This window comes from Enterococcus sp. AZ078 (genome assembly GCF_051714985.1).
Taxonomy (GTDB): Bacteria; Bacillota; Bacilli; order Lactobacillales; family Enterococcaceae; genus Enterococcus_B; species Enterococcus_B hirae.
In genome coordinates this window covers 534,778-555,484 of record NZ_JBIOSW010000001.1, presented here as the reverse complement: position 1 = coordinate 555,484, position 20,707 = coordinate 534,778, and the positions used below count along the sequence as shown (strand labels likewise).

The 20,707-nt window shown below is 35.1% G+C and carries 23 protein-coding genes, 1 tRNA gene and 2 pseudogenes; 4 read left to right on the top strand and 22 right to left on the bottom strand.

The window, feature by feature from the left end; translation table 11 throughout:
* Positions 1-19: 19 nt before the first annotated feature.
* Complete coding sequence (gene groES / locus IGJ18_RS02765) at positions 20-304, bottom strand: co-chaperone GroES (RefSeq protein WP_010738436.1); 285 nt, start codon at positions 302-304, stop codon at positions 20-22.
* Positions 305-542: 238 nt separating this feature from the next.
* Between groES and IGJ18_RS02760 the strand changes: the two genes are divergently transcribed.
* Together IGJ18_RS02760 and bacL2 are read left to right on the top strand one after the other, a co-directional pair.
* Positions 543-1,214: a lysostaphin resistance A-like protein gene (locus tag IGJ18_RS02760; protein WP_438842855.1), complete on the top strand. Its 672-nt coding sequence runs from the start codon at positions 543-545 to the stop codon at positions 1,212-1,214.
* 930 nt (positions 1,215-2,144) lie between these two features.
* Positions 2,145-2,753 (top strand): BacL2 family protein, encoded by a 609-nt coding sequence (bacL2, locus tag IGJ18_RS02755; RefSeq protein ID WP_438842854.1) that lies wholly within the window; start codon positions 2,145-2,147, stop codon positions 2,751-2,753.
* Between the two features lie 505 nt (positions 2,754-3,258).
* On the opposite strand, the gene IGJ18_RS02750 is transcribed toward bacL2, so the two are convergent.
* From IGJ18_RS02750 to IGJ18_RS02710, 9 genes are all read right to left on the bottom strand, one after another.
* Positions 3,259-3,738 carry a hypothetical protein gene (locus tag IGJ18_RS02750; protein WP_438842853.1) on the bottom strand — a complete coding sequence of 160 codons (480 nt, stop codon included), beginning with the start codon at positions 3,736-3,738 and terminating at the stop codon, positions 3,259-3,261.
* Positions 3,739-3,979: 241 nt separating this feature from the next.
* Entirely contained in the window at positions 3,980-4,789 is an 810-nt protein-coding gene (locus IGJ18_RS02745; protein WP_010720049.1) for an MBL fold metallo-hydrolase, read from the bottom strand.
* 50 nt (positions 4,790-4,839) lie between these two features.
* A complete protein-coding gene (locus IGJ18_RS02740; RefSeq protein ID WP_010720050.1) occupies positions 4,840-5,712 on the bottom strand; it encodes a two-component system regulatory protein YycI in 873 nt (290 codons plus the stop codon).
* The gene (locus tag IGJ18_RS02735; protein WP_010720051.1) at positions 5,713-7,026 is read right to left on the bottom strand and encodes a YycH family regulatory protein; all 1,314 of its coding nucleotides are present in this window, start codon (positions 7,024-7,026) and stop codon (positions 5,713-5,715) included. It abuts the gene before it with no gap.
* The gene (walK, locus tag IGJ18_RS02730) at positions 7,023-8,858 is read right to left on the bottom strand and encodes a cell wall metabolism sensor histidine kinase WalK (protein ID WP_010738440.1); all 1,836 of its coding nucleotides are present in this window, start codon (positions 8,856-8,858) and stop codon (positions 7,023-7,025) included. Before walK ends, IGJ18_RS02735 begins: the two co-directional genes overlap by 4 nt.
* Before the next feature lie 3 nt (positions 8,859-8,861).
* On the bottom strand, positions 8,862-9,566 hold the full coding sequence (gene yycF, locus IGJ18_RS02725; RefSeq protein ID WP_010720053.1) for a response regulator YycF: 705 nt from the start codon (positions 9,564-9,566) through the stop codon (positions 8,862-8,864).
* A gap of 242 nt (positions 9,567-9,808) precedes the next feature.
* Complete coding sequence (locus tag IGJ18_RS02720) at positions 9,809-10,498, bottom strand: hypothetical protein (protein WP_438842852.1); 690 nt, start codon at positions 10,496-10,498, stop codon at positions 9,809-9,811.
* A gap of 429 nt (positions 10,499-10,927) precedes the next feature.
* Positions 10,928-11,785 (bottom strand): DegV family protein, encoded by an 858-nt coding sequence (locus tag IGJ18_RS02715; RefSeq protein WP_010738442.1) that lies wholly within the window; start codon positions 11,783-11,785, stop codon positions 10,928-10,930.
* Positions 11,775-12,341: a DUF1836 domain-containing protein gene (locus IGJ18_RS02710; protein WP_010720056.1), complete on the bottom strand. Its 567-nt coding sequence runs from the start codon at positions 12,339-12,341 to the stop codon at positions 11,775-11,777. Before IGJ18_RS02710 ends, IGJ18_RS02715 begins: the two co-directional genes overlap by 11 nt.
* A 314-nt stretch (positions 12,342-12,655) precedes the next feature.
* On the opposite strand from IGJ18_RS02710, the gene IGJ18_RS02705 reads away from it, so the two are divergent.
* Entirely contained in the window at positions 12,656-13,600 is a 945-nt protein-coding gene (locus IGJ18_RS02705) for a tocopherol cyclase family protein (protein ID WP_438842851.1), read from the top strand.
* Between the two features lie 248 nt (positions 13,601-13,848).
* Positions 13,849-13,921 (top strand) — tRNA-Lys (locus tag IGJ18_RS02700).
* A gap of 429 nt (positions 13,922-14,350) precedes the next feature.
* On the opposite strand, the gene IGJ18_RS02695 is transcribed toward IGJ18_RS02700, so the two are convergent.
* From IGJ18_RS02695 to IGJ18_RS02640, 12 genes and pseudogenes are all read right to left on the bottom strand, one after another.
* A complete protein-coding gene (locus IGJ18_RS02695) occupies positions 14,351-14,614 on the bottom strand; it encodes a hypothetical protein (RefSeq protein ID WP_438842850.1) in 264 nt (87 codons plus the stop codon).
* Between the two features lie 569 nt (positions 14,615-15,183).
* Complete coding sequence (locus tag IGJ18_RS02690) at positions 15,184-15,876, bottom strand: DUF3800 domain-containing protein (protein WP_438842849.1); 693 nt, start codon at positions 15,874-15,876, stop codon at positions 15,184-15,186.
* 115 nt (positions 15,877-15,991) lie between these two features.
* Entirely contained in the window at positions 15,992-17,011 is a 1,020-nt protein-coding gene (locus tag IGJ18_RS02685; protein WP_438842848.1) for a peptidoglycan recognition protein family protein, read from the bottom strand.
* A 4-nt stretch (positions 17,012-17,015) separates the two neighbouring features.
* Entirely contained in the window at positions 17,016-17,219 is a 204-nt protein-coding gene (locus IGJ18_RS02680) for a phage holin (protein WP_071856316.1), read from the bottom strand.
* Positions 17,219-17,440, bottom strand: a complete 222-nt coding sequence (locus IGJ18_RS02675) for a hypothetical protein (RefSeq protein ID WP_010718827.1) — start codon at positions 17,438-17,440, stop codon at positions 17,219-17,221. Before IGJ18_RS02675 ends, IGJ18_RS02680 begins: the two co-directional genes overlap by 1 nt.
* A gap of 46 nt (positions 17,441-17,486) precedes the next feature.
* Positions 17,487-17,612 carry an XkdX family protein gene (locus IGJ18_RS02670; protein ID WP_438842847.1) on the bottom strand — a complete coding sequence of 42 codons (126 nt, stop codon included), beginning with the start codon at positions 17,610-17,612 and terminating at the stop codon, positions 17,487-17,489.
* A 1-nt stretch (position 17,613) separates the two neighbouring features.
* Positions 17,614-18,002: pseudogene (locus tag IGJ18_RS02665) on the bottom strand (hypothetical protein).
* A gap of 15 nt (positions 18,003-18,017) precedes the next feature.
* On the bottom strand, positions 18,018-18,542 hold the full coding sequence (locus IGJ18_RS02660) for a hypothetical protein (protein ID WP_438842846.1): 525 nt from the start codon (positions 18,540-18,542) through the stop codon (positions 18,018-18,020).
* Complete coding sequence (locus IGJ18_RS02655; RefSeq protein WP_438842845.1) at positions 18,542-18,901, bottom strand: hypothetical protein; 360 nt, start codon at positions 18,899-18,901, stop codon at positions 18,542-18,544. The genes IGJ18_RS02660 and IGJ18_RS02655 overlap by 1 nt, the downstream gene beginning before the upstream one ends.
* 3 nt (positions 18,902-18,904) lie before the next feature.
* Positions 18,905-19,522 (bottom strand): hypothetical protein, encoded by a 618-nt coding sequence (locus IGJ18_RS02650; RefSeq protein WP_438842844.1) that lies wholly within the window; start codon positions 19,520-19,522, stop codon positions 18,905-18,907.
* Complete coding sequence (locus IGJ18_RS02645; RefSeq protein ID WP_309582871.1) at positions 19,509-19,784, bottom strand: immunoglobulin-like domain-containing protein; 276 nt, start codon at positions 19,782-19,784, stop codon at positions 19,509-19,511. The genes IGJ18_RS02650 and IGJ18_RS02645 overlap by 14 nt, the downstream gene beginning before the upstream one ends.
* Positions 19,785-19,799: 15 nt before the next feature.
* Positions 19,800-20,696: pseudogene (locus IGJ18_RS02640) on the bottom strand (phage baseplate upper protein); the annotation flags it as partial.
* Between the last annotated feature and the right edge of the window lie 11 nt (positions 20,697-20,707).

The following is a 20,707-nucleotide window of genomic DNA, read 5'->3' as shown; positions in this document are numbered from 1 at the left end:
TTTTTCGTACTTTTTTTATTTATTCAACGATCGCCATGATATCTTTTCCTGCAACGATCAAATATTCTTTTCCTTCAAATTTTACTTCTGTACCGGCATATTTTTCAAACATCACTTGGTCGCCCGCTTTTACAGCAGCAGGAACTTTTTCTCCGTTTTCCAATAAACGGCCTTCACCGACTGCAACAACTGTTCCTGTTTGTGGTTTTTCTTTAGCGGATGAAGCTAAAACAATTCCTCCAACAGTTGTTTCTTCTTCTTTTGCGACTTCGATAATGACGCGATCACCTAATGGTTTTAACACGATAAATCCCTCCGATAACTCTTTTTTTGGATTCGTTAGCACTCTTACACATCGAGTGCTAACCTACATTTTTAATAATACTCATACTTTGATTTTTTTGCAAGCTTTTTAAATGAAAGTACACTAATTTTATCCGTAACCGTTAGAAGTCCCTTAGTAATAGCCTCTAAATTGATCTATGTTATAATTAATTTCTATTCTTGCAGTCTACTTCTGCCTATCTTTAAGGAGGTATTTTATGTCATTAAAAAAATATAGTTTCGCTAGTATCTTTTGCTATGGACTCATTTTTCTTTCCCCATTGATCCTTTCCTCTATCGGAATCGTCCATACTGTTACTGACGTGATTACAGCAACGACGATTGCCTATATCATAGGAGCAATTGTTTTAGCTTTCTTTTATTTCAAACAAAACGAGCCATTACCACTAGAAGCAGCCATTCCTAAGGCTTCGACACCAAAAATCATCTTATATGGGTTTGTTGGGATTTTCATTGCTTTGATCTTACAGGCGCTTGCAGTGACGTTGGAAACTCTTTTATTTGGTAACAGCGCTCCTTCTGAGAATACACAAAATATTATTCAAATGATTCTTGAAGCTCCAGCCTTTTTAATAGCTACCACAGTTGCTGGTCCAGTCATGGAAGAATTCGTCTTTCGCCGCAGCATCTTAGGTATCGTTGGCAAATATACAAACTTTTGGATCGGGGCAATCGTTAGTTCCTTATTGTTTGCTTTTGCCCATAATGATGGTCACTTACTGATCTACTTTTTCTTAGGTTTTTTCTTTAGTCTACAATACAAAGTAACAGGAAGAATCTGGACCTCGATGATCACACATGTAGGAATGAATACATTGGTGGTAGTGGTGCAGATCGCCGTACAAAAGGGCTGGATCGCTGCTTCATGAGCTGCCAACTAACACCAATCTAAAGACTCGCCTTATACTATCTACTGACCAGCAACTCTTAGTCGCTGGTCTTTTTTTGCGTTCTTTCCGATCCTAGCTCATTCTCTTAACAAATTTTTCCTTCGTAGTCATGAAAAAGATAGAATTATTTAGAGCTATTCATTATGTTTTATCCGCTAGCTACTAGCATTTTCCATTTATCGTGACACTCGCCATTTCCTCTGTTAACCTTCTCAAAATACTTTGATGGTCTTCTCTAATAGCACACTTATTTTAAATACGACAGAAAATAGCAGTCATTGCCATTTGGATTATTTTCAGATCCTATTAAAATCATGTTCATCTAGATCTAACTATAAACATTGAGTTAGATTGGTTCATGGAAATAATTTAAACACATCGACATCGTCTTATGGGCGCCCACAAGAGTTATCAACTTTGCACTAAACCAACTCGTTCCCCTTCTCATCCAACTAAAGTGTCTTTGCTTTCGTTTTACAAAAATACGCAGTATGAGAGAAAAACAGCCTAACAAAAATGCGATTAAAAAACACTTTATTTATAAAAAGATAAATACAAAAGTGATTTTAAAACAATTAATATTGTTTTATTTTTGTTATTAAATGAGGAACTTGCTAATTCATTACATACTTTAATTAATTTTATCAATCATTACTACTTACGAATGCACCATCTCTTAGAAAAATCATTTAAAAAAAGACATCTCCTTTATATCAGACTGACTGCCGTCATTCACGATTTTATAAAGAATAAAACAAAAATAAAATTTTTTATTAAAAAACTGCAGTTTTTATTATATATCTATCAGACTATCATTTATTTAACTTTTACAAAAAAGTTATTTTATGTGTCACAAAATAACATTTTTAGGAACGTATCTTTCAAAAAATAAAGGTAGTGTGTTGCGAAATGAATATCTGGCAAATGATTGATGACTTATTGAAGAAATATTATCTGACGAATGATAAAGATATCTTAGATTTAATCATTTTAGATTTAGACCCTTATATAAAATCTTGTGCGCATCGTTTTGTATTTAAATCACAATCTAACGGAGTATTTATTCCTTTTGAAGACTTCTACAGTAACCTTTGTTTAGCAATTTGGGAAGGCATTGAAGATTTCAAGAGTATCTCAGGCTCCACGTTTAAAAATGTTACGTTGCGAAGGATTTATATTGCTGAAAAGAAGACTTGGAAACAATATAAAAAATCCGGAAGTAAGGTCTTCAATAAAGATGGGATTACTTATGACGTGACAAGATGGGAAAACATCGAATCGCTACATCATTCTAAAAATTGCACAGTTAAAAGTGCCGAACGTTCGATCGAGGAAAAACTTCTAATAGAAAATTTTAAAAAACAGGACTTTTTTAGAGGTACCTTCATCGAACTGCTTTATCACGGTTATTCTTGTAAAGAAATTTGTCTCCTTTTAGGAATCAGTAAGACTTACGATGCAAAAACCAGAAAAAAATGTCAACGAATCAAAGAATCATTCTTGAAATATATTGCCTAATCACTATGTTTTTCTTTCCCTATTCATCTACTTTGAAAAATAGCAAAGCATTTCAATGGTATGTCTATCGTCAATGTGGATCACTTCTGACTATGTTTCCTACTTTGAGTGTTATCGTTATCTCGCATAGAGAGTGCAAAACAGCGAAACATTTGATATGTTCTAATCATTTTTCTAAAAATTTTTAGCTGGTTTCAACTTTTTGATTATGTAAAAGTAAGTGATACACCTATTAGGCGTAATAAAAATTTTCAATCTTTTCACTAATACAATAATACTGGGAAGCTAGTTTCACTTTGTATCTGTCTGTTTTGAGCAATGTCCCTCTTGCCTAGTCTTCTCTATTATATTTTTCATTTACGGTCTAACTATACTTGATCTTTGAATAGCTGTTTTAGCATTTGTCAAAAAATGCCGAAGGGACTGGGACAAAACTTGTCTCAATCTCCTTCGGCTAATTTTTTCGGAAAGGATCCTGTTAATCACAACTATTTTTCCTTATTTATTATTGACCATTCAGCACTTGTTTTAAACTAGTTTGGATCAACTGAGTATCTGCTGGATTGTCCAATTCCAATTGGCTAGCTTTGGTGTTTGCGGCAGCAGACGGTGTTTGAACAGATTGTTTCACCTTAGGATCTGTTAACGAGTTGATATATTCAGATTGTTCTTGCCACGCCTGCTTGATTAAACGATAGTATTCATCTGTTTTCTCGCTTTCATTAGCAATCGTTTCAGTAGTAGTTGAAGAATCCTTTATTTCTTGCACATTTGAATCCTCTGCAGGATTATTTCCCGTCGATTCTACATTACTAATAGGTTGATTCTCTTTTTCCTTGGTGGTACTATTTTGTGAATTTTCTGTAGAAGTCTTGGTGATCTGCGTGGAAGTCTGATCCGTGCTGGAAGAGGTACGATCAACTCCTGAGTTTGAACATCCCGCCAAAAATAACAACCCTAAAATAATAAAATAACTATTTTTCATAAACGCACCTCTATTAAACAAACATTTATATTTAATTAAATATAATAAAAAATCACTATCAATAACCAATGAACAATATATCTTATCTAAAATTTAAACTATTATAGCCTTATTGAAAGTACACCCCGTTGTTAATAAAACGTAACTGAATGAGACAAAAATCCTCTCTGCTTTAAATGAACAAAAAAAACACTCAAAACAAGTTGTTTGAGCGTTTTTTGGGTTATATAGTTGACTACGGCTAAATCGAAAATAACTCCGTTGCTTCTGAGGGATCGGTATCATAAATATCAAATTCATAACCGACACCTAGATCTTTTTCTTTTAGGACATTCTCCATCGTCAAGTGAGCTAGTTCTTTTAGATTGTTTTCTTTACTCAAGTGACCAAGGTAGATACGTTTGGTACGATCACCAATAACATCTGTCATGACTAAGGCGCCATCTTCATTGGATAAGTGCCCCCGATCACCTAAGATCCGTTGCTTTAAATTCCAAGGATAAGGTCCCATCCGCAACATCTCTAAATCATGGTTACTTTCCATCAAATAGCCATCTGCATTTTTGATGATTCCACGCATATGATCACTGCAATAACCTGTATCAGTTAACATCACAAATGAACGGTTTTCTTTATGGAAACGATAAAATTGCGGAGCTGCAGCATCGTGAGAAACGCCAAAGCTTTCAATATCTAGATCCCCAAATGTTTGCACCTTCCCCATTTCAAACAAATGCTTTTGTTCAATAGGAACATTCCCAATTAATGGAGACATTGCTTCCCATGTTTTTTCATTGGCAAACACATCTAAATGATATTTCCTTGCAAGTACCCCTACCCCATGAATATGATCTCGATGTTCGTGAGTGACTAAAATCCCGTCTAATTGGTCAGGTGTCCGATCAATTTGTGCCAACAAAGAAGTAATTTTTTTCCCGCTGAGACCAGCATCTACCAAGAGCCTTTTTTTATCACTTTCGATATAAAGTGAATTTCCAGAGCTTCCACTGGCTAGGATACTGATTTTAAAAGCTGGTTTTTCTTCAGCCATTTGACTACTTCCCTTCTTACTTTGTAAACTTTTTTCATTATACTACTTTTTTAATGATCTTCCACCTTTGGAATCGTATTATTTGTTACAATCGTATTACTAAATGCATTGACCGACTCTACTTGGATCGATTTATCAGGCGTTTCTATCGCCACATACCAGACTGGAACATACACATTCTTTTCTCGCACTTTCAAAATACAAGAGTAAGCAAGCTGCCTCCAAAGGATTTTTGAACCTCGAGAAATCTTATTATTTACATACAATGTTTTGATTGCATCTTCTTCTGTGTGTAATTCTGTTTTTTCCCGTAATTGTTCAATATCGGATAAATGTGTCTGCGTGTACTTCGTGACAGCATAACTTTTATCTTGTTTATTCAGTGAAAACACAATTTTAGCTGTGTCATCATAAAAAGGTAGACCATCATATTTCTGACTCGCTTGTACTTCCGGCGTTGCACTGTCTAGATCAGAAAAATTCTTCATATAAACATAATCGCTACCAAAGAGTACATTGTTTTTTTTGTTTAAAAAGCTATTCACTGAACTTCCCATTTTATCAGGATCAAAAATACTATTTTCTGATTCTGTCTCAGATAAAGTTTTTGTTAAAACATTGTCATTGAAAACAATCCCACTACTCAACAGTCCTTTTTTACTTGTCCCATGACGTTGACTGTCCAGTTCCTTACTAAGATCCGTTTCCTCCGCACTTAAATAATACCCTTGTCTACTTTCTGAAGAGATTTTACCAGTATAAGAAATGTCATCACTAGAAAGTCGTTGTTGAATGGATTCGGTTTGTCCTGATCGGATCACATTATTTTCTTGGCTGATCGTTTCTTGATAACTTCTAAATAAAAAAACATTTAACCCTAAAAAAGCAACGAAAAAAATCCATTCAATTTTTTTGAAATCCATTTAATTCGCCTCCGTTTCAGGTAATCGTCCAAGCAAATCATTGACAGCGTACCATTGACCTTGGTATTTTACATACCACTCAGGTAATAAATCGACGACTCGATTCGTTTCCTTGATATTTTGCCACGTGTAGCCAACAATCAACGACTCGATTTTTTCTTTGTCTGCCCCTTTATCCAAAAGACTCTGGATGACTTTTTCTGTTTGTGGCAATTCAACTTCTTCATCAGATGGAATCGGTACTTGGATCGTATTCAAGCTGGTTTGGATCTTCACTTGTGAATCTACTTGATCCGCTCCAATTTCAATCTCAACTTTCCCTTTACTGTCTGAACCAAATACAGGAAATCCTTCTACAAATATTCGATAATCGATCTGATTGTTCTCTCGATCAAAATAACGCATATTTCCTAATGAATTGCCTAATTTACTAATATATGGAAAACTTTGTGAGAAAATATTCGCTGTGACGTTGTCTTGTCCGATTTCTCCCCGAAAATCAACGATTTGTGTTTCTGAATGAATCCTCATCGTCTCATTTCCATCATAAAAAAGCAGTTCATTGCTCTCATTATTTGTTTTGACCTCATCTGGTTTTTGGAAAAAGGCATTTCTAAACAAAGTATATGGTTGTTGTGACAGGATATAACTATATTTTTTTAATTTGATTTTATCTTTCGTTTCATATTGTGTCTCAACAATCGAAGGCGTTTTTTCCATCTCTGTCCACGTACTATCGGTTGCCTTTAATTCTTTTTCCAACTCTTTCCAATCAACTGAAAGATTCGATTCGTAAATGGAATCCGTCTCAAAATCAAGGAATCGCACTTTGTTCTCATTTTTATCAAACTGGATACGCATAAAGTAAATAGAATCTGTCCGATTAGGAAGCGCTGAAAAATCCAAACTTAGATGAAAGGCTTCTTTATACTCACTAAGTAGCAGCGGCGCATTATAAGTAAGCTCAATGCCTTCTTGAATAGTTTTTAGCTTGTCAAATTTCTCTTTATCGCCATTGACGATTTCTGTTACTCTGCCAAATCGAGCGCCCTCGATGACTGTTTGGAGGCGAGAAACAAGATTTTCACTATTTGTTTCCTTTATTTGTCCTGAATGCAACCAAGTCACATGTAATGGAAGAAAAACTTCAGATGCTTTTCGGTAGTTTTGTGAATCGATCATCTGTGAATTGGATTCGTCAAAATTAACCGAGGTTTTACCTGCTGGACTTAGCCAAATGGCATATGAGAGGTAGATACTTAAAGCAATCATTAGGAGTAATCCTATTCGAATAACTTTTTCAGAAATTTTCATTCCCACCATTCCTCCTCATATGGTTCATATGGCAACGAGATATAGAAGGTTGATCCTTTTCCTTCTTTACTCTCTGCCCAGATTGCGCCACGGTGGGCTTTGACTACTTCTCTAGAGATAGCCAATCCTAACCCCGTTCCACCTTGGGCTCTCGCACGCGCTTTATCCACGCGGTAAAACCGTTCAAATACCCGATTCAAATCTTTTTTAGGAATCCCAAGTCCTTGGTCAGTAATACTTAAAATCACATTATTGTGTGTTTCCAACAAACGACATGTGATCATTCCACCGTCTGGAGAATATTTGATCGCATTATTCATAATATTATCAATCACTTGGATTACTTTATCGGTATCAATCTCTACCCAAAGATCTCTTTGGGTAAATTCCCGTTTAATCGTATAGTTCTTTTCTTGGTTACCCACCATCATATCAAAGCGGTCAAGAACAAAATTGACTAATTCATTAAAATTGACGTACTCTAACTGTAATTGTGTATTTCCTGTATCCATTCGCGAAAGATTCAACAGGTCATTGATCATGCGGATCATTCGATCTGTTTCATCTAACGTTACTTTTAGGAAATTAGGAGCAACTTCTTCATCTTTCCAAGCTCCCTCACTTAAAGCTTCAATATAACTACGCATACTTGTCAACGGTGTGCGAAGTTCATGAGACACGTTCGAGACAAATTCACGACGTTCTCTTTCTGTTTTTTCTTGTTCTGTTACATCATGCAATACGGCTACCAATCCACTAATAAAACCTGATTCTCTGCGGATCATGGAGAAATCTACTCGTAAAATCATTTGGTCGCTTTCCATTAATCCAGTTGAACGATCAAGTACCATTTCATTTGGGTCTTCTAGCAGTTTACGTAATGTATATTCTTCTTCAATATCTAACAAAGTCAAAATCGACTGACCGATTGCATCTTCATTTTTGACATCCAATAAAGAAACAGCCATATCGTTGATCGTAATGACTTTACCTCTTCGATCGGTCGCAATGACACCATCTGTCATATGTGACAGGACGCTATCTAACCGATTCCTTTCCGCTTCCATCGTGTCTTGAGCTTCTTCGATTCTTTCAGCCAGCTGGTTGAATGTATCCGCCAGTTGCCCTAATTCATCTTGTCCATGGACTTTAACTTTACGACTATAATCTCCCCGAGCAATCCTAATCGCTTGCTCTCGCATCTCGCCAATTGGCTGAGTGATCGACCGTGCGACTAAGACTGATACGACCATGGAGATCAGGGCTGCGATCAACGAAGCTGTGAAGAATATAATCGCAGTATTATTGATTTCAGAATATTTTTGCTCAATATTACTTTTGACGTAAAGAGCCCCGATAACGGCATCGCCGGTCGGGGACAGGATCGGTTGAATATTGATATTCACTCGCTTATCGTCACTATCTAATGCGACATACCTTTTTGTTGTGAAATCATTGATATCTACATAATCGTTTTTCTTACCGATTGAGCTTTGATCACTAACATCCGTTGTCCCACGTATAATCCCTTTTTCATCAATAACTCTAATCTCTAAAATGTCACTCGAGGCATTGTTTTCAATGAATCGTTTGATATTGGCATTGACTTCTTCAATGTCTGCGTTGTCTTTACGATTTAATTCGGGACTGATCGTGGTCGCTAAAGATTCAACTGTTTGATTCATATCTTTGATAAATGTATTGATTGTTGAACGCTCTAACCCTCGGATAAAGTAGGCACCAATAATCTCAATCGAAATCAGTAAGATCAAAATAAACGTGATCGCAATTTTGAAATTGACTGATCGAAAAAAGCGCACTTTTCCTTTCATCAATTACTCCTGTTCCTGGTTACGTAAATAGTAACCAACACCTCGCCGTGTCACTAAATAATTAGGATGACTTGGATTATCTTCAATTTTTTCGCGTAGACGTCTCACGGTTACATCTACAGTTCGCACATCACCAAAGTAATCATAACCCCACACGGTTTGCAGCAAATGCTCTCGTGTCATCACTTGTCCGATGTGTTTTGCTAAGTAAAAAAGCAATTCAAATTCACGATGCGTTAGTTCAATTGTTTCGCCTCGTTTCGTTACCATATAAGCATCCGGATGAATCGTCAGGTCACCAATCACGAGTTCAGAAGGGGCAATTTCTTCTACTTCTTTGGTAGCAGTTGCGCCACGACGAAGATTGGCTTTCACTCGAGCCACTAGTTCACGATTAGAAAAAGGCTTCGTCACGTAATCATCAGCACCTAATTCCAGTCCTAATACCTTATCGATTTCAGAATCTTTTGCAGTCACCATAATGATCGGCATGTCGTAGGTTTTCCGTACTTCACGCGCGACTTCTAAGCCATCCATTTTTGGTAACATCAAATCTAGCAAGATCAAATCAGGTTCCACCTCAGTGACTTTTTCTAAGGCTTCTTCCCCGTCATATGCAGTATAAACATCATAGCCTTCCTTGGCTAAATTGAATTTGACGATATCCGAAATCGGCTTTTCGTCATCGACAACTAAAATCTTTTTCATTAAAGAGCCACCTCTTTTTTATTATTGTCATACTCTCCCATTATAACGTATTTTCCAAGATGTTTCATCTTTGTAAAAAAAGCCTTACAGAAAACATACACTTCTCACTTGAATCCTCATTTTGTTTATCCTTTATTTGTTTTTGGTGACAAAAAATAAACGAATCAAAAAATAGCATTTTTTCGATTCGTTTTACTGATTGATAGGGCTATTTTATTTTTTATAGAAAACGACGGTATTCATCAGTTATCTACAACTTGTACCGCAATTAATTCTTTGACATCTTCAGGATTGCCAGTCGGGATCGAAACAATCGTTGCTTGATCAAGGATTTCTTGTTCCTGCTTTTTCACTGCTGCTTGATCTCTTGGATCACCTTGAAAATGACTCGGAACAGGATAACAAGTGATCGTACCGTTATGATTGCTTGAATAAACAACTAAACTTTGATAACCATATTCTCCTGAAAGAGTGACCGTTTCAGTTGGAAAAGTCAAACTCGTGCTATCATAAGGATTGACTGCTGCTCCAGCAGCTGAATGTGACACATGAAGTTTAAAATTCCCACTGGCTAAATCGGTTTTGTAGTGTGTACCCATAACCGCTAACCAGACACGGGCATATTCAATTTGGTCGTTTGTATAGCCACTTAGCGGATCGGGAGTGACCATTGTTTCGGTGGTGCTGCTGCTTGTCGTTGATGCGCTCGTTGTTTCATTTTGCGTAGTATTCGTATTTTTTGTGACAGACTGGGAATTAGTCGTAGTAGATTGGGTTTGTGATGATGCTTGTTTGGCTGAACTTGAAGAGTTAGTCATTGTTTGAGTTTCACTGGATGAAGTAGCCTTTGATTCTTCTGCTTTATTTCCTTTTGTGCCACAACCAACAAGAAGAAAAGCTGAAATAACCATTACAAATCCTACTTTTTTCATTTATACCACCTCTTTTTATTAATAGTTCGTATTATAACATTTTACGCTGCCAAATACATCGCTACTTAAGCTATATAATATTTATCTTTTTTTGTTTAAGTTGTAAAATGTTGATTTTTATCTTTCCTATCGCTCAGAGTCATTCTTAGCTAAACGATCAAAAAGAGACTAAGGCAAAACTTGCCTCAGTCTCTTCTAGTATCTAGAAAAACAAATAAATAGTGAAACCAACATCTTCGAAAAATAAGCCGAAATTAACCAAAAATTTGGGAAGCGCCAAGTAGGTAACAATTAACAGCAACACTAGTATTTATACTTCTTTTCAATTTTCGAAAATCCCTTCTTATTTCTCGATGCTAAACACTTTTATTTCAACCTCTTCTTTGCTATTTTAAGCTGTTTGACTTTGTTGAATAGCTATTTTTCTGATTACTTTTCTAATACTTGAACCCCGACGCCTAACAAACCAGGACCTGTATGAACAACAAGTGCAGGGGATATTTGACCAAAATAGATTTGTTGCGCTTGTGGAAATTCTTCTTTCAATCTCGCCATCATCTCAGTTGCTTCTTCTTTAGCGTCTCCATGCGCAACGGCTAAGTTAAAGACTTTAGCTGTTCCAACTCGTTCTTTCACATAGGAAACAGTTCGATCTAGACTTTTTTTACGTCCTCTTGCTTTGCCCACTGTATAATAAATGCCTTCATCATTACAAGAAATGATTGGATTTAATTTTAAAGCCGTTCCTAATATAGAAGCAACTAACCCAATCCTTCCCCCTTTTTGTAAATATTCAAGGGTTGCCACGTTAAAGAATACTTTGGTCTGTTTGACTAGTTCATTGAGTCTTTCAATCAATAATGACCATTCCATTCCTTCTTCTAACCATTTAGCTGCTTGAATTGCTGAAAAGCCTGCTCCGATCCCAATGTTCTTAGTATCTAGTACATACGCTTCCAATTCTTCTTGTTGTTGGGCAATCAACCGAACGATGTTATACGTACCACTTAATCCACTTGAGATTGTCACTGCTAAGATTTTTTCATAGCCGTCCTGTTTGATCTGTTCAAAAATTTTGGTAATTGTTTCGCCATCAGGTAAAGATGTTCCTGGAATCTCTTGAGGTAATCTTTGATAGATTTCCTCCGGAGTAATATCAACTTTATCAGTATATACTCGATCTTTATAAATAATCTTTAATGGAATCACATACATTTGATATTTTTCAATTAGCTCTTGTGGAACGTCTGTCCCAGAGTCTACTAAAATCGCCACTTTATTTTTCATTTTTTTTCTCCTCAATTAAATACTCAGTTTCTAGACTAATCGTTTTTTCTGCCAACAATTTCATCGCAAATGACAAGGTCGCCGATCGAACTGCGATATATTCTACGGGTATCTCTTGCTCCAATATCTGTGGATAGACTTCTCCTTGAGCCAATTGACTAACCATTTTGATGGCTTTTTCTTGTTCGTGACAAAATAGATTATACGCTTCACGGATACCAACCGTTTTCCCTTGAAAGAGGATTCCTTCTTTAATTTCGGGAATCGTTAGAACTTGCTTCAATGATGTAATTGCAATTAAAAATGCAACATGCTCTTTGTTGTATCGTTTTTTGATGGGCGCTGGAACTAGCCCTAATTTCACATAATTATTTACCATTGAAGAGGTCAACAATGGATGTTTCTCACCTCGGATAACAGGAGAAAGATAGCGATCAACTAACGTTCTGACCTGATCCATATAAAGTTCTAAATCAGGAAGTTCATCCCACTGAGGTAAATGATAATTTTCCAGTTCTTTTCCCCATTCAATTAATTGTTGTCGCATTTTTTCCATTACTTGTTCTCCTTTGTTGTTTTCACAAACATCTTATTAGAGTTATTAAAAACATCCAATCTAGTTTTTTTAACTAGGTAATTCAATTATATTAAATTTCTCGAGAAAATAAAACAATTTTACTTGCGAATACCTAAAATAAAACAATCTTTCCCTCCTTAAACAGATACCTTGGTTCTTTGTTTGCTATTTTTTCTTACTTTTCTGATTCCTTAAGCCCTACGGATAGTAACTTGCTTACTTCTAAGCTTATTTGAAACCTTCAGTCCATTCGGCATGGTACACTGAATAAGAGTGAATGGAGGGAAATAAAGATGATTCCAACAGATAAATTTTTTCAAGGAGAAAACAAAACCCACCCTTTTTTTGAAGGATGGTATTTTAAACATCAAATCGGAAATAACGTTTATGCTTTCATTCCTGGCTATTCGATTGCGGAAAATGGCGAAAAATCTCCCTTTATACAAGTAATCAGTCATGAACATTCCGAGATTTTTTATTTTGATAGTGCGCAACTCTTTATCGAAAAAGAACATTTATTCATAAAAATTGGTGAAAATATCTTTAGTGAAAAGGGTATTTCTCTTTCGTTAACCAATGACAATCTGTCGATTTATGGAACGATTGATTATGGCGATTTCACACCTATCCATCGGACCTACTATGCTCCTAGTATCATGGGCCCTTTTTCTTATTTCGCTTTTATGGAATGTTACCATGGGATATTAAGCATGAAACATTCACTAAAGGGAGAATTAGTCTGGAATGATCAACCCATTGATTTTGATCAGGGGATTGGTTATGTAGAAAAAGATTGGGGTTCTTCTTTTCCTGCAACTTATGTATGGGCCCAGTGTAATCAATTTGAGACGTCCGATGCACGTTTTTTCTTTTCTGCAGCAGAAATTCCATTTCTTGGTGGACGTTTTTTGGGAATCATCGCAGTGTTGCAGATCCAGAGCGAAGAATATCGCTTTGCTACTTACTACGGAGCTAAAATTTTATCGATCGTCCAAGAAAAAGACTATTTAGTTATCACGATCAAACAACAACAGCTTAAATTAACACTGGCAGTCCTGCAAAAAGACGGACATCCATTAATGGCTCCTCACAAAGGATTGATGAATCGAGTGATTCGTGAAAAAGCCAGTACAGAAATCTATGTAACGTTACAAAAAAATAATGAAACACTTTTAGAACAAAAAGGGATCGCAGCAGGATTTGAGGAAGTGGATCATTTGCATGGTTTTACCTACTAAAATAGGAGACCCGCCATTAAAAATGGCGGGAAGGAGTAAAAATGAAAAAGTGTTAGGGTTCGTTCTTTTGCAAGAACTTTTGTTGGTTGGTATGGTTATATCATACTGAGCATTTGTGAATAAACTATGAATGAATTTCTATAAAGACGTAAAGTTTTTTATGATTTTTTTTAAGCTAGTCTTGCATTTTAAAATCCACAGTGCTACTATTATTAAGTAATATTCAGTAAATATTTCATAAATTTATTGGGCCGTTAGCTCAGTTGGTAGAGCAGCTGACTCTTAATCAGCGGGTCGCGGGTTCGAGCCCCTCACGGCCCATTGGGTGCCAAACCCACGTCATCAGTACATTCTTGGCTACTTCGGTAGTTTCGAAAAGAGTGTACGTGATGACATTTTTTGTTTTTCGGGTATAAAATTCGGGTATGTATCTTAGTATTTTATTTTTTAATAACATCCTAATCAATCAATGAACCTGTAGGTCATCACAGTATATCCTTCCCCTCAAAAAGCATAAAAAAAGCTACTCTTTCAAGTAGCTCTGAATAGATGTCACCATAAATAGAAACGGGGTTAAGATTGTGTAATATGATGACGTTATCATTTTAACATAATTAAATTTATTTTTTTTATTTTTTTTTATACTTATAAATTAAAATAAAGAAATAAAGTGCATATCAAATATGTTTAAAAAATAATTTAAATTATAGATTAACTTCCCTATATAACATGTCAAAAAAACATAAGGTATTAACCTATTGCAAAAAATAATAATATAAAATATCCTACAGGGATAATATTTAACAACAATCCACATACTGAGATAACTTTTTCAATAAGACTACTATTTTTACTTAATGTCCAAATAGAAAGTATAAATCCTATTACTCCCATTAATAAAACAGGAATGAGATTAGAAAATAGCATACCAAACCAGGTTGTAAAAATTTCTATACTTACTAATATTCCTATTAATAAACTGAGAATATTGATAAATTTAAATCTTTTATCCATAAAAGTTCCTCCTTAATGGTAACTAAATTTTTATGTGCCCTGTAGAATTAAAACCTCCAATCAGATGGTTATAAGCCATCTGATCTGACCAGTTAAGCTAAAGGTACAGATTGTTGCCACCATGGACAATAACAAGAGATAGCATCAGTTTTATGTGGCAACAATCCTGTTATCGCATAACTTGAAGTGTAACTAGTTACGGGTGAGAGTATAGTTATGCGATAACATCACTATTTTATCGAATGATTTTTATAATTGTCAATACAGTCATCTAAATACTTTATATCGATCATTTATTCGGAAGCAAGCTACGCTTGAAGATTTACAGGAACTAGAACACTTGATTGAAGAACGAAAAAAAGCCTCAACCATCCTTGGTTAAGGCTTTTAACTATATTTAATAGGCTGATCATAAATTTTGCTCAAAAAGCTACCAACATAATAAAAAAACCGCCTAAGGCGGCCAACAAGAAAGAGGTGACAATACATATCACTTACTAAATAGTAGCTCTATAATCTTGTTTATCAGCTATCACTGCTGCATTTGAATAATAGCATATATATTTTTTTTACGCAATACTTTCGCTAGAAAAAAAATTAGGATGTTTTCTACAACATGTATCTGTTTTTTTATCTAACAAAATCTTTAGGTCTTTAGATTTATTTTGGAAACGTTGGAACTTACAATTTGCAAGTAAATCTGCTACCTGTATCAATGGCTCGGACTTAGAATCCATGTATTTGACTTTAAAATCTACATCAGACTCTAGAAAGTATTCACTGTTTTTATAGCACCCTTTAAATACTTTGTTAATATAATTTTTAAAACTATCACGATTGCACACATTAGTTTGGCTTTGATTATCAATGTAAAGATTAACTTTTTTTATGTGTCCATACCCTAATTTCTTCATTTGTTTCAGGGCATCTTCTACTAGTCTTCTCAAAATATAATTTTTATGCAATTGAACGGCTTCACAATTAAAAAAATCAATAGTTAAACTTGATACTTTAGTAACTACATAAATCGGATGAACATCTTCTTTAACAATTTTTCTTAGAAAACGTTTCTTTTCCCAATGTTCCATGTTACTACTTTTTATTTCTTTACTAGTATGAAATAATTGTCTTTTAGTTTTGGAAAAAGCTGATTTTATCTTAGATTCCTCAGAATCCAAACACCAAAATCCACCGTAAACAAAATAATCAGAATAATTTGAGTGTAATTGACCTGAGTCATCAATATAAATTGAAATTTCCATTTTGCACCTCCTAATTACAAGGATATGAATATCTAAGTTATCTGTCAACCTATCATTATCTAGGGGAATACATTGATAATTAATATATGTACTGCCCCTTAATGAGGGGCTTTTTTTATCGTTTAGGAATATTTAAATACCAACGTTTATCATGGAAATCTTGCGCACCGCCTTTAGTGTTCCCTTCTGGATCATTCGTTGCTCGCATCATAACGTATACTTTCTTATTAGGAAAGTTACGCATATTGAAAGATACGTGATAACCAACATTTCCAGAAGTATTATAAGCTTGATTTACATCTGGTCTATATATTCCATCAGCTTTTACTCGAGCTAATTCTTTCCCAGTATTGTAATCCATAATGAAGATATACTCGTATTTATAGTTAGCAATGTGCCATCCAGCTACATGCAAGTTTGCGTTTTCGATTTCTCCAAACTGATCAATGTGGGCGTAATTTGTTCCATCTGTCAGTGTAGGATTTGCTGCGCCTGCTCTAGTTGGATCAATGACTGGTTTATCCTCCGAAGTAGTTGGATTATCATCCGTAAAACCATGAGCTAAATCATATGCTAATTTTTCTTTACTTACGCCCATTTCAGAAAGATAACCGTAAGGATCTGTATGATCGCCCCAAATATTTTGTGTTACCCATAAATGCGATTTGATTCCTGGTTGGTTATAAGGAGTGTCTAATGTTAATGGAATACCATATTTCATTGCTGAATCTCTTGCCAATTCAACATATGCTTTATAGTTCTTTTCAAAAGTTGCTTTATCATGTGTATGCTGTAATTCGATTTGCACAGGACTGTTAGCATTAGCATACGAACCAGCACCGTACTGTACATAACCAGGTTGTCCGACTTGATAAACAATTCCGCCGTCCCCCACAATGTAAGCGGTATAAGCACTAGTCCACGAGCGTTTCATATACTGTGCTTCATTTCGTCCTGTTGCTGTTTCGTTAGCTGTTTCATGCAATAAAATGTACTGATTATTTGCTACTTGTGAGCTACCTTCGTTTAAGCCCAAATTAAATTCATTGTTGATAGTATAGGCGAACCCATTAATTGGCAATAAAAAAAGAGCCGTTAACAGGCTCATCACAGTAATAGTAATTTTCTTTTTCATTCGTTTACTCCTTATCTTTTAAATTATAAGCTGATACCCCTGTAATTACTCCTAAAAATGTTGCTATGGCATTGATAGTTAATACTGTCATATCAGTGTCATTCCATCCATATGCTTTGCCTAATGTGGCTACTAATGCAGATAAAGCTGGCAGTACTATAAGCACTGTCCATTTAATAATTTGATAATATTTATCAGGTAAAATCATTACTTCTCGCCTCCTTTCATTTCTTGAATATCATGTTCTGCTTCATTCATCCGTCCTTCTAATAGAAAAGTACGTTCAACAATATGATTATGTTTTTCAACTTTTTTCTCCAATTGTTCAATTCGATAAATGGTCAGTTTGTTTGAAAAAACAATACCCGCAAACGTACCAACTAAGGTTCCTGCAATACTTAAAGCAGAAATAATCGCATCAATACTCATAGTTCACCAACTTTCCAACAAAAAAGCATACTACAGGGAGTATGCCTTAATTTTCTTTATTAATAATTTTATCTGCTTCTTCCGTAATGCACAACGGAACAAATTGCCGAACTTGATCTGCAGTAAAGCAATTCCAGTCATACATCATTTTGATATCTTCATAGGAATACATATTATTCTCCCCCTTCATTTTTCGATGATTGAAGTTGATCTTTCAATAAATCAATTTCTTTACTGTTTTGAATAGTTGTAAGCATCGTTTTTGAATTGATTTGCATTAATGAATCAGCTCTTTTAGTTAGTTCTTCATTCGCCTGTTTCAATATTTTATTATCATCTTGTAACCCTTCAGATAATTTCTCTAACAGAACTAATTTTTAGAAACATCTTGAGTCACAACTTCTTCCCATTTTCGCTCTCTTGGATTCCAAAATTGACGATCTAATGGAATATCTGGCAATGGTGGTACAGAGGTATACGGCACTCCTTCTGGGAAATCATCTGGCATGTTTTCCCAGACCTTACAACCGACTGGATACATATATTCATACATTGTTTTCATTAGTTATTCCTCCTATTAATTTGGCCACGCATCATTTGTAAAATAGACGATGGTTCCAGAACAAGTTTGATTTTCTGGTAAATTTGTAGTAGAAACCATCACAGCAATTCCCGAACCATTCGCATAAACAGATAATGCAGGATTTCGATTGGTTTTATTCGCCAAAGTTCCACCCCAACCTGTTAACGAAATCGGAGTATATCCTTTTGGAAAAGCCATCAAATTTTTCCATCCAGCAAAATTTGATGATTTATTTGTAATCTCAAAATTGGCTACTACAAGACGTCCCCATCGTTCAAATCTGACTAAACTTTCATTGGTAAAATCTGTTGTATTCGTTGTTTTTACTGTTTTTGAAACAAAACGATCTAAAATTACTGGTACATCATTCACTGTTGGTGTTTGTAAAAAGTTTTTAAAACCATCAACAGATTGATTACCAGATGTTTGTACTAATGCTTCAGCTCCATCAATTGCTCTAAAATGAGTTTTTAAATATTTAGGCACACCATTTTCTTTTAATTGCACAATATCAGACATTAAACTTCGCCTACTTTCTCAAATGTAATATTTGCTATTCCATCTAATTTTGCTTTATCTTCTTTGGACATCAACCCATTAGCGGTCGTCGTAGCTACAGATGTCGTTGTTGCATTTGTTCCAGGATCTCCCTTATCTCCTTTTGGTAATACAAAATTGAATCTAGCCGCAGATGAGGTTCCTACATTTGTAACAGAAGCAGTAGATCCACTAGTAACTGTACCTACAGTAATAGTTGCAGTTTGCCCAGGATCTCCTTTATCCCCTTTAATAGTTTCGGGTTTGCCTTCTACAGCATTCCAATGAGTTTGTGGAAAAACCTGTACACCGCTTTGTTTTACCTTTACGATATCCGTCATTCTCTATACCTCCCCAATTTTTTCAAAAGTAAAATTTGGAATTCTTTCATTGGTGTAGCTTTTAGCTTGGTCAACTGCTTCTTGAAATTTTTGATCCACATATAATTGATTAACTCCACCAGATTCACTCCCACCTGTAGAACTGATCGTCCCATCTTCTGCAATTGATATATTTGCTCCTGCTTTTAAAAGCTTTACTGATTCTAGTTTTTCTTTTAATTCTTCCGTAAAATTAAAATCTGTTTGCTTAATTGCAGATAAAATACCTTCTTCAGTGATTTCTAAGAGTTCACCAACTTTTATGCTCCCTAATTGTTCATTAGTAGCAATTGGTAAAAGATATGTTCCGCCTTCACCATTTACAATCTTTTGAAACATTTCAGCTGTTAAAATACCATCAGTGTCTTCACTCGCATAAGGCAATTCAGTAATCGCATTTTCTAATCCTAAATCAGCTTTTGTTAAAACAACTGCACCATATTTACCATTAACCGAAAGAACTTTTGACTGTCCTGTCATCATTTTTTCTAAACCTAAGACTGCAGAAACATGAGTGACTGGCATAAATTGACGTTGAACGCCTGTGTCGTCTGTTTCCATCATGCGTTTAACCTTCACCAATTGATTCACCTTCTTCCTGAACAACAACTGATTTTCTTGTTAATTCTATAGTCATATTGTCATAAAGTACGACTTGTACTTGATCACCTAATTGAATTGTTTTTCCAGTGTAGTATTTAAATGTGCCATTTTTTAATTCATTTGAAGGGACGATATCTTTTTTCTTACCATTTATTTCAATACCAATTTTTGTTGCATCAAATACTTTGCATGTACCAGTAATCCAATCTGTTTTTCCAACAATATATGGATTAATAGTCAAAATCTTATCTATTACTACTTCCTCCAGAGTAAATACACGCTGTTCTTCATCATCAATTGTGGCTACAATTAACGCTCCTTCGGATATATTATTTTCAACACTTTCTACTTTTTCTATCTCATGATTCCTAGAAAATAAATCATCTTGTAGAATATCCACTACTTCAATTTCAGCATACTCGATAGTAAATAAGCTTGTTCGTAGTTTTTGATATAAATAATTCATATCGGCAAGCAAACGTTCAGAAATTGAATTGTGTCGTTTTCCTTGAATATCTACTCTCGCATCCATTAATTCCGCAAGCATCGTTCCACCAGGGTCAATCGTCTTTAAAATATCCTTGATTGATTCAAACCATGCCAAATAGTCTGATTCTTGTCCTTCTCTCCAATCTTGGAAACTGTGTTCCTGTTCTTGTCTCCACCGATCAAATTCTTCTTTCCTTTCATTCATCCAGTCCGTAAAATCGCCTTTATTTTCATTAATAAAGTCCGTCATATCCGCGATTAAATCTTCGATTGATTGCCAATAAGAACCCATTTCTCCTTCTGTTTTTGAAACAGCATTAATCACAAAATAAGAGAAGTCTTGAGTCGTTCCAATCAAGTCTTCTCCTTTAAAAATAATGAAATTGGCTGTTTGTCGATGTAAACACTGCATGGAATATTTATCAAAAATATAGTTAATTTTCCCTTTTTTAGCATCCACAATTTTTGTTTCTAATTGGACTGGATATTTCCCACCTACAACTGATTCAAAATATACCTTACATTCTGATAAATCGTAGGGAAGACCATTTTCAACTATAGTCGCTTCCATAACCTCTGTATTCTTATTGCCTTGTCGAACTTGAATCATCCCCACATAATTATATGGTTCTGTTGTACTTAAAACGACATTCCATTTACTCATAGAATCACCAC